Origin of the sequence: Terrimonas sp. (genome assembly GCF_003075435.1) — a bacterium.
Classification (GTDB): Bacteria; Bacteroidota; Bacteroidia; order Chitinophagales; family Chitinophagaceae; genus Agriterribacter.
In genome coordinates, this window is sequence record NZ_QCZJ01000003.1 from 236,076 (window position 1) to 252,680 (window position 16,605).

At 40.7% G+C, this 16,605-nt stretch carries 12 protein-coding genes; 4 read left to right on the top strand and 8 right to left on the bottom strand.

The genetic code is table 11. The annotated features are described in order from the left end of the window. Positions 1–11: 11 nt before the first annotated feature. Positions 12–824: a 2,3,4,5-tetrahydropyridine-2,6-dicarboxylate N-succinyltransferase gene (locus DC498_RS05645; RefSeq protein ID WP_116873165.1), complete on the bottom strand. Its 813-nt coding sequence runs from the start codon at positions 822–824 to the stop codon at positions 12–14. A gap of 64 nt (positions 825–888) precedes the next feature. Here DC498_RS05645 and DC498_RS05650 point away from each other — a divergent pair, with 64 nt between their 5' ends. Continuing rightward, positions 889–1,455 carry an L-threonylcarbamoyladenylate synthase gene (locus tag DC498_RS05650; protein WP_116873166.1) on the top strand — a complete coding sequence of 189 codons (567 nt, stop codon included), beginning with the start codon at positions 889–891 and terminating at the stop codon, positions 1,453–1,455. Between the two features lie 22 nt (positions 1,456–1,477). Further along, a complete protein-coding gene (locus tag DC498_RS05655; protein ID WP_116873167.1) occupies positions 1,478–2,479 on the top strand; it encodes a glycosyltransferase family 9 protein in 1,002 nt (333 codons plus the stop codon). Between the two features lie 148 nt (positions 2,480–2,627). Here the strand turns inward: DC498_RS05655 and DC498_RS05660 are convergent, their stop codons facing one another. Both DC498_RS05660 and DC498_RS05665 read right to left on the bottom strand, forming a co-directional pair. Continuing rightward, positions 2,628–5,000, bottom strand: a complete 2,373-nt coding sequence (locus tag DC498_RS05660) for an ATP-binding protein (protein WP_116873168.1) — start codon at positions 4,998–5,000, stop codon at positions 2,628–2,630. A gap of 351 nt (positions 5,001–5,351) precedes the next feature. Further along, the gene (locus DC498_RS05665) at positions 5,352–7,478 is read right to left on the bottom strand and encodes an endonuclease MutS2 (RefSeq protein ID WP_116873169.1); all 2,127 of its coding nucleotides are present in this window, start codon (positions 7,476–7,478) and stop codon (positions 5,352–5,354) included. 61 nt (positions 7,479–7,539) lie between these two features. Here DC498_RS05665 and DC498_RS05670 point away from each other — a divergent pair, with 61 nt between their 5' ends. Then, complete coding sequence (locus DC498_RS05670) at positions 7,540–8,250, top strand: type 1 glutamine amidotransferase (protein ID WP_116873170.1); 711 nt, start codon at positions 7,540–7,542, stop codon at positions 8,248–8,250. An 86-nt stretch (positions 8,251–8,336) separates the two neighbouring features. Continuing rightward, entirely contained in the window at positions 8,337–9,002 is a 666-nt protein-coding gene (gene msrA, locus DC498_RS05675; protein WP_116873171.1) for a peptide-methionine (S)-S-oxide reductase MsrA, read from the top strand. 100 nt (positions 9,003–9,102) lie between these two features. On the opposite strand, the gene DC498_RS05680 is transcribed toward msrA, so the two are convergent. The 5 genes from DC498_RS05680 to DC498_RS05700 form a co-directional block, all read right to left on the bottom strand. Beyond that, on the bottom strand, positions 9,103–10,521 hold the full coding sequence (locus DC498_RS05680) for a c-type cytochrome domain-containing protein (RefSeq protein ID WP_116873172.1): 1,419 nt from the start codon (positions 10,519–10,521) through the stop codon (positions 9,103–9,105). A gap of 18 nt (positions 10,522–10,539) precedes the next feature. Further along, positions 10,540–11,481, bottom strand: a complete 942-nt coding sequence (locus DC498_RS05685) for a sugar phosphate isomerase/epimerase family protein (RefSeq protein WP_116873173.1) — start codon at positions 11,479–11,481, stop codon at positions 10,540–10,542. Between the two features lie 128 nt (positions 11,482–11,609). Next, positions 11,610–13,124 (bottom strand): DUF1501 domain-containing protein, encoded by a 1,515-nt coding sequence (locus tag DC498_RS05690; protein WP_116873174.1) that lies wholly within the window; start codon positions 13,122–13,124, stop codon positions 11,610–11,612. A 103-nt stretch (positions 13,125–13,227) separates the two neighbouring features. Next, complete coding sequence (locus tag DC498_RS05695) at positions 13,228–13,644, bottom strand: GxxExxY protein (RefSeq protein WP_116873175.1); 417 nt, start codon at positions 13,642–13,644, stop codon at positions 13,228–13,230. 81 nt (positions 13,645–13,725) lie between these two features. Then, on the bottom strand, positions 13,726–16,494 hold the full coding sequence (locus DC498_RS05700; RefSeq protein WP_116873176.1) for a DUF1553 domain-containing protein: 2,769 nt from the start codon (positions 16,492–16,494) through the stop codon (positions 13,726–13,728). Positions 16,495–16,605 lie beyond the last annotated feature (111 nt).

Genomic DNA, 16,605 nt, shown 5'->3' on the forward strand with positions numbered 1-16,605 from the left:
ATTGCCAATACTTACACACTTACATTAAAATCCCTCAATGCATCATTAAGACTTGTTTTAAGATCGGTGCTTGCCTTGCGCTGGCCAATGATCAATGCGCAACTCACACCGTATTCACCAGCAGGAAATTTTTTATTATACGTGCCTGGTATCACCACGCTTCGGGCTGGTATCCTGCCCTTGTATTCTACTGGCTCACTGCCGCTGACATCAATAATTTTTGTGCTCTTTGTCAACACTACATTTGCGCCGAGCACCGCTTCCTTTTCTACCATAACGCCTTCCACCACAATGCAGCGGCTTCCAATAAAGCAACCATCCTCCACAATTACCGGGCTTGCCTGTAAAGGCTCAAGTACGCCGCCAATACCAACACCGCCACTCAGGTGAACACCTTTGCCAATCTGCGCACAGCTGCCTACGGTAGCCCAGGTATCAACCATTGTACCTTCATCAACATATGCGCCAATATTTACATAGCTCGGCATTAAAACCACATTCTTCGCAATATAAGCTCCGTACCTGGCTACCGCATGGGGAACAGCACGAACACCAAGTTCTTTATACCCGCTTTTTAATAACATTTTATCATGAAACTCAAATGGTTCTATATTCCAGGTTTGCATTGGCTGAATAGCAAAATACATCAATATTGCTTGCTTTACCCATTCGTTTACAACCCATTCGTCAGCAGAAGGAGAGGCAGTGCGAAGGCGCCCCTTGTCTACATCTTCTATTACAATCTTTACGGCTTCCTTATATTCTTCATCTTTTAATAACTCTCTGTTTTCCCAGGCTTTTTGAATTAACTGTTGAACATCCATGATAGTAAAAATTTTTTGCAAACTTAATCAGTTTGTGTATTTGAAGTGTGACTATTTTTGCCGGATGAATTTTACGGAAGATGTTGAAAATTGCCTGCAGGTATTGCGTTCCGGAGGCACCATATTATATCCTACCGATACCATATGGGGACTTGGCTGCGATGCCACAAATGAAACTGCGGTTAAAAGAATTTATTCTATAAAGCAACGTGAAGAAAGTAAGGCGCTGATCGTATTGCTTGCAGATGAGCGTGAAATTATAAAATATGTAGCCCAGCCTGATCTTCGTGTGTTTGATTACCTGCAAAATACTATTCAGCCAACCACTGTAATTTATAAAGGCGCTATTGGCCTGGCAGATAATCTTATTGCTGCTGATGGCAGCATTGCTATCCGCCTGGTGAAAGATGAATTTTGCAGAAATCTTATCCGCAGGTTCAAAAAACCCATTGTGTCTACATCTGCCAATATTTCCGGGCAACCTGCCCCACCATTTTTTTCTGCAGTAAATAACGAAATAAAACAAGCTGTAGATTATGTGGTAAATTACCGCTGGGATGATGAAACTCCGAAACAACCGTCTTCAGTGATTATTTGGAATGATGATGGTACCGTAAGGGTTTTGCGATAAAGTTTCATTCCAAAAAAAATTCATGCAAAAATTCCTGATCATACAAACAGCGTTTATTGGTGATGTGGTGCTGGCAACACCATTGATAGAAAAATTGCATGCTTTTTTTCCGGATGCGCAGATAGATTTTTTACTAAGAAAAGGCAATGAAAGTTTATTGCAGGGCCATCCTTATTTAAATAAAGTATTAATATGGAATAAAAAAGAAGGGAAATATCGTTCATTATGGAATTTGCTCAAGCTGATCAGGAAGCATAAATATTATAAGTTGATCAATTTGCAGCGGTTTGGCGCTACCGGTTTCCTTACCGCTTTTTCCGGAGCAAAAGAAAAGATTGGATTTGATAAAAATCCTTTCAGCTTTATGTTTGATGTGGCGGTTAAACATGCTATGAAATCCGATGTTCAGTCGCCGCATGAAACGGTACGCAATCTTTCGTTGATTGAACATTTTACAGATAATAGTATTTACAAGCCAAAGCTGTATCCTCTGCCGCATGATTACAATACAGTTGAAAAATACAAACAATGGTCTTATATCTGTATAGCGCCTGCATCCGTATGGTTTACCAAACAGTATCCTAAAGATAAATGGGTAAGCTTTATACAAACACTGCCCGGAGAATTAATGGTATATCTTCTCGGAGCGCCTTCGGAGAAACAATTATGCGCCGACATTATGCATGCTTCCGGAAGGCATGATATAAAAAGCTTAGCCGGGGAATTAACTTTTTTACAGTCTGCCGCACTGATGCGTGATGCAACCATGAATTATGTAAACGATTCCGCGCCCATGCATTTTGCCTCGGCAATGAATGCTCCGGTAACGGCTGTATACTGCTCCACTGTTCCAGCATTTGGTTATGGGCCGCTTTCCGATAAAAGATATATAGTTGAAGTGAAAGAAAACCTTGATTGCAGACCATGCGGCTTGCATGGCTATAAAGCTTGCCCGCTGCAGCATTTTAATTGTGCATATCATATCAGCGATCAGCAATTGCTGGAAACGTTGGGGGAGTTATAAGCTATCGGCTGTCAGCTGTCATCGATCAGCGATGGAACAAATGGTAAACGCAGCAAGAAACCAGGGAACAAGGTGTAACCTATGACCTGCAATAGATACCCTGGGACTTACAACCGCCATCAGCTGATAGCTGACAGCTATCAGCTACTTACACTTTCCCTGATTGCTTTACAATAATTCTGCACAGCGTATCCGGGTTGAAAGGCTTTTGTATAATTGCAGAGAACTCAATATCATTGGCTTTGCTTGTTACTTCTTCATTGGTAGTTGCTGTTAAAGCTATTATAGGCACCGTGCTATTCCGTTCCCTTATTAATCTTGTTGCTTCATATCCATCCATTACCGGCATATTTAAATCCATTAGAATTACTTTATGCAATGCAGCATTAAATTGTTCAATAGCTTCTTTACCGTTCGATGCTATATCTACTTTCGCGCCAAATTCCTCCAAAACAGATTTGGCTATCATTACATTAAAAGCATTGTCTTCTACTAACAGTATGGTATAGCCGCGCAAAGGCTTATCATCAAGAATACCTGAAAATGTTTCAGATGCTTTTTGTTTTATATTATTTACTACCGGAAATGTTTGAACAAACCAAAATGTAGAACCAACGCCTTCTTCGCTTTGCAGGTGCAGTGCTGTATGTTGCAGTTCCAGTATTTTCTTGCAGATAGATAATCCAAGTCCTGTACCTCCGTAACTTCTTGATGTAGAAGAATCGGCCTGGGTGAACCGCTCAAATACCATATGTTGCTTATCAGCCGGAATTCCTATACCCGTATCCTCAATCACAAATTTTACTGTTACTGATTTTTCATCCCTGCTTTCATACAGCAGGCTAAGCTTTACGGAACCTGTTTTGGTAAACTTAACCGCGTTATGCACAAGGTTATTAAGCACCTGTGTTAATCTTGTAGGGTCGCCTTTTACTATATCAGGGATGGAGGCATCTGCGTGATACGAAATGGAAAGATCTTTTTCGTGAGCAAAGCTTTGCTGACCGCGGATGATATACTCACCTATATCTTTTAATGACATTTCAATTTCTTCAAATTTCATCTGGTTTGCTTCCAGCTTATTAAAATCAAGAATATCATTTACCAGCGACATGAGATTGTTAGCGGAAAAAGATAATGCCTCGATATTTTCTTTCTGATTGTCCCTGGGGTTAGTATGCAGCAATAGATGTGACATGCCGATTACCGCGTTCAGCGGTGTTCTTATTTCATGGGAGATAGTAGAAAGAAATTCTGACTTCGCTTTTAATCCCTGCCTTGCTTCTATGGCAGCTTTTCTTAACCTGAACGAAAATCTGAATGAAAGAATGAGAGATTGAAAAAACAGGAACAATATATAGCCGGCAGTAATGGCGGCTTTTAACGGATATATAAATCCAAAATAGCTAAGGTTAATTACAAAAAATAAAATAAGCGCAATACCTGAACTTAGAAATGCATAATCAGACCCACTGCGATTATGTGCAGATGCTTTTGTAAATATGTAAAAGGCATAACCGATATAAAAAAACAAAGCAATAAGATAAACAGGTAAGATTGCTGTAAACAGTTGTACGGGAAATACCGCGATAATTCCTGCATAGATGATGCATATCCAGAATAATACTTTTATAAGTATAATATTAATTTCTTCAGGATACAGGTAACGGATATACATTACAAAGAAGGCTACGCTCAGCGCAAGAGAAATATATTCAAGCCTGATGGTAAAAAACCAGCTCAGGGTATTAAAAACGCCATGTAATACATATGGTTCGGTGCCGATGATCCTGTAAAAATAGATCAGGCAAAAAATGGAAAAGAACAGAATGGATTTATCATGTCTCGCAAAAAGATACACTCCAAAAAAGAGCAACCCACTCATGAATATACAACCGGCAAGAAAAACATCCAGTCCCCAATCTATACTTTCCTGTTTTAATAAAGTTTCCGCATTGGCTAATATGGGTGCTTTATAGATACCTCCTTTAGCATGCCAGAAATTGGCAACCTGCATGATAATATTAAAAGTATCTGTGTTAGAAGGAAGTATAACTGTTTTTAAGGTCCAGAAAGGTATGGCTTCTTCTTTGGTTTTGGCGGGCTTTCCATTTTGTGCCACCAGTTTGTCATTTATATACAGGGTGTAGCTACTGTAAGTATCCGGTATTTCAATTGCCATTTCCGGCCTGCCGGATGGTAGTATTAATTTTAATTTATAAGTAGCATAACCAATGGGCGAAAGAGATTTGCCATTAAGCTCAATATTATTCCACGTGTTGGGAACCGTAATGTACGAAGGCTGATATTGGGGCAGATCACCGGGTTTTAATAATTCTGACCAATAAAATTCCCATTTGCCATCTAAAATAAAATTGCCTTTGGAAATATTTTCTGTACCCAGGTCCGATACGCCCTGTATAGCGGGCGTATCTATTTGAGAAGATTTTTCTTTGAAGCCAAAAATTAAAACTCCGGCTGCAATTATAAAAAAAACTACCGTTAACCAGAATCTCTTCATACAGAAATTATAAATAAACTAAGTGGCAATGGAGGCAGTAATGAAAGAGTAAGGATTAGCTTTCACTAAAATAATAGTTTCTTTTGCCTGTGCAAAATTTCGGTGAAGAAATTTAAGCGTTGTTAAAGATTATTTTTTGAACCATTAAGGAGTTAAGAACCATTAAGCTGTTTTCCTTAATTTCCTTAACTCCTTAATGGTTTAAATAATATTGGCGTCGTGTAAAGTGGATCGCCGTACTAATGTTATGTCAATCAAATTACGCCGGTATGTTGTCGTGGAATGTGAGATTTGAATCGAATTTTTACGCCTCACATTTGACATAGTACTAAGTGTTTCTTATTGCCCGCATCAATTTTCGCCGGCATTTTCAGGAACCCTGTCTTTAACTACCACTATATTTTTTAAATCAACAGTAATAGGAATTACGCCCAGTTGCACAATCGCTGTTTTCTCCCTAAGCTCTTTTACTACACCTACCTGGTTATTCTGCAGCATTTTTACCTTTGCGCCCGGCACTATCTCACCGCCGGTTTCTATATACCTGGCATCAAATTTTTTCTTTACCTTCTCTTTTACCTGTTGTTCTTTTTGCTTAAACAGCAGTGCATACATATGTTTTATAAGCGCTGCCTTATCTTCCTGGCTTTCCATTCTTCTCCAGTCAAAGACGATCTGTTTCAACTTCCGTTCCATATCTTTCAGGTAAGCAATGCGTTCTTCATTTATCTTGTTTTGCTGCTTCAGTAGCTCCACTTTTTGTTGATGCTTTTCTTTTTCAAGCGTATGTTCCAGTTCCTTTTTCAATTTTTCATTTTCCTTCAGAAGTTTGTGCAGCTCCTTTTCACGTTGCTCAATCTTGCGCATATCCTGTTCTGCGCGGTTCAGTAGTTTGTCAAGACTGAAATGATCTTCATCCACCATTGTTTTGGCTCTTGCTATCAGCCTGGCATCCATGCCAATGCGTTCGGCAATAGAAAAAGTATACGAACTGCCGGGCTTGCCAATAACCAGCTTATATAAAGGCAATAAATTTTTTTCATCAAAAGCCATAGCACCGTTTATAATACCCGGTGTTTTGTTGGCCATTACTTTAAGATTAAGGTAATGCGTGGTAACAATACCATAAGCATGCTTTTTTGCAAGCTCCTCTAAAATTACTTCTGCAAATGCGCCACCCAGGTGGGGGTCACTACCGCTTCCCAACTCATCAATAAAAAACAGCGTTCTGCCGTTTGCCGTTTCTATTAAATGCTTCATGTTCTTTAGATGCGAACTGTAGGTACTCAATTCAAACTCCAAACTTTGCGTATCACCTATATGGATCATTAGCTGTTTAAAAATACCCATTTGTGAAGTCGGGTGAACAGGTACCAGCAAACCACTCTGAATCATCATTTGCAGCAAGCCGACTGTTTTTAAAGTAACTGTTTTTCCACCTGCATTTGGCCCGGAAATTACCAGTATCCTGTTTTTATCATTCAGCGACACAGAAACAGGAATGGTTGGCTTACCCGAACGTTGATTATACAGGTATAGTAACGGGTGATAGGCCTGCACAAGATTTACCTGGGCTTTATCTTCCACTACAGGATAGTTGCCCTGAACATCTGCAGCAAGTTTTGCTTTTGCACGAATAAAATCATACTCGCCCATGATGGTATGATATGCTTTCAGTAAAGCGGCATATACAGATAGCTGGCTGGTAAGCTCCCTCAATATGCGGTAAACTTCCCTGCTTTCCTCGTTCTCTAAGCCAAAAACATCATTGTTCAGCTCAATCGTTTCCTCTGGTTCTATAAACGATGTTTTGCGCGTATCACTTTCTCCTAATAAAATGCCTTTTACCTGGCGTTTATATTCTGCGTGAACCGCTACTACTCTTCGCCCGTTCAAAAAAGCTTCTTCTATATCGGATACATAACCGCTTTTGTTCCATTTGGAAATTACCCTGTCGAAAACCCTGCGCAATTCAGCACGCTTGCGGGCAAGGCTAATTCTTATCTGCGCTAATTCTTTTGAGGCGTTATCTTTTACGTTACCATATTCATCCAGCACATCGTTAATCATTTCCGCGATGGCTTTTTCATAGTAGCTGCCGGTAATTACTTTAAAAAGCGCGGGATGGGCAACCTTTCTTTCATTATCAAACCAGTGAAATAATTGCTTCATGTTCTCTGCCAGCTTTCGTATGGCAGTTAACTGCTCCTCATTCAACACCGCACCGTCAATACCCAGCAATCTTAATTCGGCTGATAAATTAAGCACCACATCATTAGGGAAATACAGTCCGTTTTGCAGCAACAGCTTATACTCATTAGTTTGGCGTAATTCAGGTTCTATAAATTCCAGTCTTGTATGAATGCGCAGATGCTCAGCTTTGTTTTTTGCATAAGCCGTTTGGCAATGCTCCACAAGCAGATGTTTTACTTTATCAAACTCCAACTGTACCGACGCCGACTCAGGAAATAATTTCATATCTTTTCAACCACATTTTTTCGTACGCAAATGTACGCTGAAATGCATTTTAACAGATGTTATGGGTCAATTACGTATTCATTACTTTCAGCATGTGTCTTTTGAAGGCTTAGGATATATTGAAACCTGGTGCAGAGACAAGGGACATTCACTCACATCGACCAAATGGTTTGAATCAGGCAACCTGCCCGAACTTGCTGATATTGACTGGTTAATAGTAATGGGCGGGCCAATGGGTGTATATGATAATGATACATATAAATGGCTTGATACAGAGAAGGCTTTTATTAAACAATGCATTGATACAGGTAAGATAGTGATCGGCATTTGTCTTGGCGCACAGTTAATTGCGTCTGCCTTAGGCGCTAAAGTATACCCCAATAAAGAAAAAGAAATTGGCTGGTTCCCGGTACAACTTACGGAAACGGGTAAACGATCACACTGGTTCAACGATTTTCCGCAAATATTTACCGTATTACACTGGCATGGCGATACCTTTGATTTGCCGGAAGGAGGGGAGCTACTTGTTAAAACAGACGCCTGTTTAAACCAGGCCTTTGCTTACCAAAGAAATGTGTTGGCGTTGCAGTTTCATTTTGAAACAACAGCGCAATCATTGTCAAACATGATCCATCATTGTGGGCATGAACTGGTTAAAGGCGATTTTATACAAACGGAAACGGCATTGGTAAGCGGCGCGTATCATATTCCTGTTGCTAATAGTTTACTTCAGACGATTCTTGACAAAGCTGTGCTTTTAACAAAACAATAAAGTGTTGCTCTTTGGTGGGCGCAGATGAGTTGTGCTGCAATTGGTAACTTTGTGTGTTTTCAACAGTATATCATAAAAAGCGAATCATGAGGTATCTGTTATTAATTTTGGGAATTGTGCCTGTGAGTGTATTACTTTCCTGCGCACAAAAAAATAACAACAGCAATAATTTAAAAGCAAATAATATGAGTAATGATACTGTGGCTACAGATATTCACAAGCAAATTGCCACATTCGGAACAGGGTGTTTTTGGTGCACGGAAGCAGTGTTCCAGCAATTGAAGGGAGTATCTAAAGTTACCAGCGGATATAGCGGCGGGCATGTTGCCAACCCAACTTATGAACAGGTGTGTACCAAAACGACAGGTCATGCTGAGGTAATACAAATTAAATACGATCCGGCTGTTATCAGTTTTGATGAATTGCTGGAAGTGTTTTGGCAGACACACGATCCTACTACATTAAACAGGCAGGGAAATGATGTTGGTCCGCAATACCGCAGTGTAATATTTTATCATACTGAAGAGCAGAAAGAAAAGTCCGAAAAATATAAAGCAGCATTGGATAAAAGCGGCGCATGGACTAGCCCGATAGTGACCGCTATAGAACCGTATAAAAATTTTTACGCAGCAGAAGATTATCACCAGAATTATTACAACTTAAACGGCAAACAGCCTTACTGCTATTTTGTAATCCGCCCCAAGCTTGAAAAGTTTGAGAAGGTATTTAAGAGCAAGCTGAAGGAGCATTGATTGTTGTGAACGGTTGTTATGCTCTTGTTTTATTTTTACCTCAGGTATGGTAAAAGATGTATTTGGGTAAGGCCTGACTGGTTACTATTAGAATGTGTTGCTAATCCGGCTTCTGCTTCACTTCCGAAGTATCTCCTTCCAATAACGGTAACACATACCCGCCGGTATCCAGTATTACTTTCGGAAATGCCTGCCGCAATATTGCCGAATCGGCATTGGATATTTTGGACTGGTAAAAATATAGCTGCTGTAATTCAGGTAACCCCTTTAATGTAATGATCCCCTGTGTGGTGATCTCTGTGCCAACAATATTAAGATATTGCAGTTTTGATAATGACTGTAATTGTGCAATGCCTTTATCTGTGATTTGGGTATAATCAACACTTAGCCTGGTAAGTGTAGTTAACTTAGCAATGCTTGCCAGTCCGTTATCGGTTATTGATGTGCCGCCGGCTTTTAGCCAAACAAGCTGTGGTGCAATGCCCTCCAGCAGTTTCATTTCCGCATCGCTTGTTTTTTTTGACGACAGAAAATTCACGGATAAATAATTACTTTCTTTTGATACGGTAACAACTGTTGCTCCTGCTTCTTTTAATTTATTGATGATATCATCAGGCGCTTTGGCAACAGGGGCATCGGGTATATCAGGCTTTGAAGCTACTGCTGTACTGTTGCTTTGTAATGCTGTAAGCAGGGGTATTATTTTTACATCCTGTGGCAGGTCTTTTACCTGCTGATCAAAGCTTGCTCCGGTGTTGATCCACCAATGCATTAATGCGATTTCCGCTTCGGTAAGCTGTGGTTTTCCTTTAGGAGGCATGTGCTTTTTATCTGAGGCTTCAAGTATCAATCTCTTATATAATTCACTTTCGTCACTTTTTTCCGCAATTAATACTTTGCCATCTTCTCCACCTTTCTCTATAAAATCTTTTTCGTCCAACCTCAGTTTTCCTTTTTGTTTTGAACTGCTATGACAGCTATAGCATTTATGCTGCAGCATGGGTTGTATAATGTCATTATAAGCAACAGCCTGCTGCACATCAGGAATCACTTTTTTAACTTCCTGTGTTGAGGAAATTTCGGTAAGCTCCTGCGTAAGGTATCCTTCTCCGTGCGTAAGTGTGCCGCCTAAATGTCCTGTAATGGTGATCAGTACAAACAAAACCAATGAAACAATATAGGGAACAGCGGACGAAAATTTTATAGTAAATTTTCCAATATAAAACAGGTAATATATAATAGAGACGATCGCAACAGCAATTCCCATCCATCTGTGCTGGTCAAGTGTTGCCTCATTGTATTCAGTGCCTTCTGCCAGCATCCAGCCACTGATACATGAAAGTATAGCGCTTACTGCTCCCAATATTAATATGATGCTTACCGCAGGTTTGAGATTCGCATATTTTTGCCCGCGGCTCAGCCAATGCAATAATATACCTAACAGCAATATACCTATTGGCAAGTGAACAAATACGGGGTGAAATCTACCTATAAAGCCGGAGAAACTAAGTAATGTCATAAGTGTTGTAGTAAGCAATTATTTATTGGAATATCTTTTCCTGAGCAGGTTCATCATATATACATTGATCTCCCATTGATTGGCCACCGGCTGGCGGGTATAAGGCAAAGCCGGCAGGTAATCCGGCGGACCGAATTCAGTAAGAAATGTTTGATGTTTTGCGCCCTGCTTAATTTTTAATGCTATCACCTTATCCCACCATTCAATATGTTGTTTAACAGCAGCCTCCCATTCCGGGGCACGGGGGTCATTTACCTGAGGCCCTTCAGGGTGTCCCACTCTTGCGTGTATATGGTCAACTCTTTGCAGGATAAGGTTAACTGTATCTTCCTGGTCCTGCAATAATGATTCATGTACGTTGCACCAATGTGAAATATCCAGCGTAACCCGCAGACCCGGTATGGCTTCTGCAAACTGCCTGGCTATTGGCGCGGCAAATAATATTCTTGAACGATGTGTTTCATGCGAAATAGGGATACCGCTTTTTTTTGACGCTTCAATTGTGGTCTCAATGAATTTTTTATTCTGTTCAAAAGAAAAGAAATCTTTTCCTGAATGGCAATTGATATATAACGGCTTTTGCGGACTTTGCGTAGACGCGGCTGTTATTTGTTGCTGAAAGCCCCGAAGATTTTTTTCAAAATTACTTTCATGCGAGCCGCATAAAAAGCCAACTTCCAATTGATGCTTTTTTAATGCGCTGAATAATTCATCCTGCTTTTGCTTATTACCCTGCCACCACATTTCAATACCGTCATACCCTTCTGCCTTTGCTTTTTCACAAAAAACATCAATGGAATCTGTTAGTCCCCAGTTGGTTGCCATTATTTTTAAAGTAAAATCCTGTGGAATGGCAAAAGCCGGTTTATTCATAAGCGTATCTTGTGTGAATGATGATAGCATGGCACCTCCAACAGCAGTTGTTGTGGCCGATAAAAATTTTCTTCGGTTCAGAGGCATGTGGGTTGGTTTTAGGAATCAGCTATGGGCTGTCAGCTTTCAGCCTTCAGCATCCTGTTTAAAATTTATTACTTACTTTATATTACGGTAGTTTTTTGCTGATAGCTCATAGCTGATAGCTATCAGCTTCATGCTACAATTTCATTAATCACCCTTCCCTCAACATCAGTAAGCCTGAATGGCCTGCCCTGGAACTGGTATGTAAATTTTTCATGATCAAATCCGAGTTGGTTAAGTATGGTAGCCTGTATATCATATGGCGTAACTTTTCCGCTAACAGGGCTATAGCCTATAGGATCAGTTTCACCGTAGCTTGCGCCGCGTTTAATACCGCCGCCCGCCATCCATATTGTGAAAGCTTCCGCATGATGATCTCTTCCTTTATAAAATTGTTTCTTCCCTTCGCGGTTTTCCTGCATCGGTGTTCTTCCAAATTCTCCACCCCAAACTACCAGTGTATCGTCAAGCAGTCCACGCTGTTTGAGGTCAAGCAATAAAGCAGTGGTCGCCCTGTCAACACTTCTGCATTTGTTGATAAAGCCAATCTCTAAAGCTACATCAGCGCCGGTTCCGTGAGAATCCCAACCCCAGTCGAACAACTGCACATATCGCACCCCTTTTTCAATAAGCTTGCGTGCAAGCAATGCATTATTGGCAAAACTTTCCTTACCAGGTTGTGTGCCATACATCTCGTGAATATAATCCGGCTCATCCCTGATGTCCATCGCTTCGGGAACAGACATCTGCATTTTATAAGCCATTTCGTATTGAGAAATACGGGAGAGAATTTCAGGGTCTTTAAATTCTTCGTAGGCTTTTTGATTGACTTTATTAATGGCATCAATAGAAGCTTTCCGAAGATTCTTGTCTATACCTTCAGGGTTATTAATGAACAATACGGGATCTCCTTCAGAACGGCATTGTACACCCTGGTATACCGAAGGTAGGAAGCCGCTTCCCCAGACACTCTTGCCGGCATCAGGATTTTTCCCTCCGGAAGTTAATACCACAAATGCCGGAAGATTACTGTTCTCTGTACCTAATCCATAGCTTGCCCATGCGCCGATACTTGGTCTGCCTAATCTTGCGGAACCGGTGTGCATCAGCAATTGTGCAGGAGCATGATTGAACTGATCTGTTTGCACAGCTTTTAAAAAACTTATTTCATCAGCAACAGTTATTAAATGCGGAAGATGATCTGATATCCATGCGCCGCTCTGTCCGCGTTGTTCAAAATGCGCATAGGGACCCAGCATTTTGGGAACGCCTCTTATAAAGGCAAAACGTTTGCCTTCTAATAAAGATTGAGGGCAATCCTGCCCGTCTAATTTTTGAAGATCGGGTTTGTAATCGAACAATTCCAGTTGTGAAGGTGCACCTGCCATGTGCAGGTAAATTACTGCTTTAGCCTTACCTGGAAACAAGGGCGGCTTTACTGCAAGCGGGTTGGCGCTGTCAAATGCATTTGCTGCTATTTTATCTTTCGATCCAAACATATCACAGCCTGCAAGCATGGAGCCAAATGCCATGGCACCCAAACCTGTCATGGTATCCCGCAAAAAATGCCTTCGTGTAACGTGTTTCAGTATTTCATGATTCGCCTCCGAAAACAGTCGCTGATCATGTAATTCTTTTTGTGTCATAATTTACTTTTTACCACATAGGAGCATAGATATGATAGGGAAGCATAGAATCTGTGTGTATCTATGTTACTGTCTTGTCTTCCTATGTAGTGAATTCTTACTATTACCTTACAGGTAACTCACCATATAAATTGTTCACCAGTGTTCTTTGTCCCTCTTTAAAAATATTTGTACAATTAAAGTTGATCAGTATTCCTTTAGGTTTTTGCAACAGTTTCATATAGGTCAGTAATTGTGCTTGATGTACCGGCAGTATAATTTCAACTGATTTTATCTCAACTATAATAACATCCTCGATCAACACATCCGGTTTTAATCCTGATTCAATATCCAACCCTTTATAGGTTAGCGGTAACCACACCTGGCTTTTAAATTCGAAATTTCTTATAAAGAGCTCTTTTAGAAAACATTTTTCATATACACTTTCCAATAACCCCGGACCCAAGTTCCGGTGCACTTCTATCGCACATCCGATTATTCCATAAGTTAATTTATCAATATACTCCTGTGTATATTTCATGGTGCAATTCATTTTCAATGGTCAGTCAAAAATCTATGTTTACATCTATGTACCTATGCTCCTATGTGGTTAAAATTGCTATTAATTCTTCGTTATAAACTCATCCAAATTCATCATTGCGTTTGCCACTACAATCATTGCTGCTTTTGATGCATCTGTTTTACCTGTTCCTTCATTGATCATCTCACAAGCTTTATCCTTGTCTTTTTCAAATTCACTCAAAGCAGTAGTATACAATTCCATCAATGCATCCAGTTTTTCTTTTGAAATCGGATGATACATCGCAATCTCATATCCCCTGCTTATTTGCTCCGGTATTGTTTTTCCTCCTTCCTTTTCCATACGCTTTGCAAAATGGCGCGCCATTTCAATAAAGGCATTATCATTTAAAGTAGCTAATGCCTGCAAAGGTGTATTGGTACGGATCCTTCTTGCCAAACATACTTCCCTCGCCACGCCGTCAAAACTCAACATTGTAGGATACGGAGACGTTCTTTTCCAGTACGTATATATCGCCCTGCGGTATTGATCTTCTCCTTCACTTTTGATCCATTTAGCACCATCATATGGAGATAACCATATCCTGTCCGGCTGATAGGGCATTACACTCTTACCAAACATTTTATGGCTTAACAGTCCGCTTACAGCCAAAGCCTGGTCGCGTATTTGTTCTGCAGATAATCTTACTCTCGGACCTCTCGCATAATATTTATTGAACTGATCTTTGTGCAACATTTCAGGAGTAGCAATGGAGCTCTGCTGATAGGTGGCTGACATTACTATTCTTTTGATCAGCTTTTTTACACTCCATTTATCTTCATTCATGAATTGCCAGCTCAACCAGTCAAGCAATTGCTGGTGCGTGGGCGCAATACCCTGTGTGCCCATATCTTCCAGTGTTTCAATAATACCCTGTCCCATCAATTGTTCCCACATCCTGTTTACCATAGTGCGTGCTGTGAGCGGATTATCTTTGCTGGTAAGCCACATGGCCAGGCCAAGCCTGTTTTGCGGAGCGCCTTCAGGCAAAGGATTTAATGAATGCGGAACGCCGGGTTTTTCTTCCTGCCCTTTGGAGAGCCAGTTGCCCCTTTCAAATACATGTGTCGGGCGGAACATATTATCCGGGTTTTCCATCATTACCGGTGTTTGTACTTTGGGTGATGTTACAAGCAGATGATTGTACCACGCAAATGCGCTGTCGTAGCCAACGGCTCCCTTGCCCGGAAAATCAGATGAAAAAACAAACCAGTCGAATACAGCGAGGTTATTCAGCGAATCTTTTTTTGGCACATCAGGATTTGAATAGGTAAAGTACAGATCGTGTCTGCCCTGCTGCTCAGCACTGAAATTAATGCTGTGAACATTCCAACCATTGGTTTGACCCATAATAGTGGAAGCGATAACAGGGCCGTTTACGCTATCAAGATGAATATTCCATTTGCCATTTTTTACGCGGGAATAATAGCGGTATGTCATTATTGATTTTGCATCAATGTCTACATCAGGCAAACGGCAGGAACCATCTTTTCGCAAAGCAAGATATACCTCAGACAATTCACTGTTTACAAATTGATCAGCATGGTAAGAATATACTGCCGGCTGCCATGTTCTGAGCAGCGTATTTATCTCGTGGGTCTGTGCTTTTGTTGCATTTGCTGCAAGCCATTGCTGCAATGCTTCGTATTTTTTTTGGTCGGTTGAATCAAACTCTCTCAGCACAGGATATTCACCCGGCATATCTTCATCCCTGGTGTTATTAAAAAATGCCATGAATTTATAATAGTCTTCGTGCCGGAAAGGATCGTAAGGATGGCTATGGCACTGCACACAGGCAAATGTTGTACCCAGCAGTGTTTCCCATGTTGTATTTACGCGATCAATAATCGCAGCGGTTCTGAACTCTTCATTGTCTGTTCCTCCTTCGTCATTGTTCATTGAGTTACGGTTGAATGCGGTTGCGATTATTTCTTTGTCTGTTGCATTTGGTAGCAGGTCGCCGGCAATTTGCTCCGTTAGAAAACGGTCATAAGGTTTGTCTTCATTAAATGCACTGATCAGCCAATCCCTGTAGCGCCATATAGAACGGTAACCATCTTTTTCATAACCTTTACTATCCGCATAACGTGAAATATCTAACCACATGGCCGTCCACCTTTCTCCATATTGAGGAGAGGCTAAAAGTGTATCTACCAGTTTTTCGTATGCATTGGTATCGTTGTCTTTTAAAAATTTTTCTGATAATTCCTTTGACGCAGGAATCCCGGTAATATCAAGACTTACCCTTCTCAGTAAAGTTGCTTTATCAGCTATGGGTGATGGCTGAAGATCTTCTTCTTTAAGTTTATTGAAGATAAAGTTGTCAATGTCATTTTTTACCCAATCATTTTTTGAAAAAAAGAGTCCCCGGAAACCGGATGTTGTGCCAGGTACTTCCACAGGCTTTACAGGCACGTAAGCCCAATGCTCTCCCCATTGCGCGCCTTCCTTTATCCACTGCTTCATCATCTCTATTTCTTTTTCGGATAAAGGGTCATGCCTATATGGCATTCTTTCTTCCGGGTCTTTTGAAGTAAGCCTTTTTATCAATTCACTTTTTTCAGGATGACCGGGAATGATGGCAGGTTCTCCGCTCTCTGTTTTACCCAACGCTTCTTCCCGGAACAAGACGCTGAAGCCGCCTTCTTTTTTAACGCCGCCGTGGCAGGAGATACATTTTTTATTGAGCAGCGGCTTCACTTCTGTGCTGAAATCAACACGCTTATGGCCAATAAGGCTGGTAGTGCCGATGAGCGCGGCAACCAATACTACAATAATCAATAGTAATTTCTTCCTGGAATACAGATTCATGGCAATATCACTGTATAGTTACAAAATCAATCGTATTATGGCCTACGGCTTATGGTATAAATAAGCCTTCACAATTTACTGTTTTATCAGTTCCATTCCTGTTCTTAAATG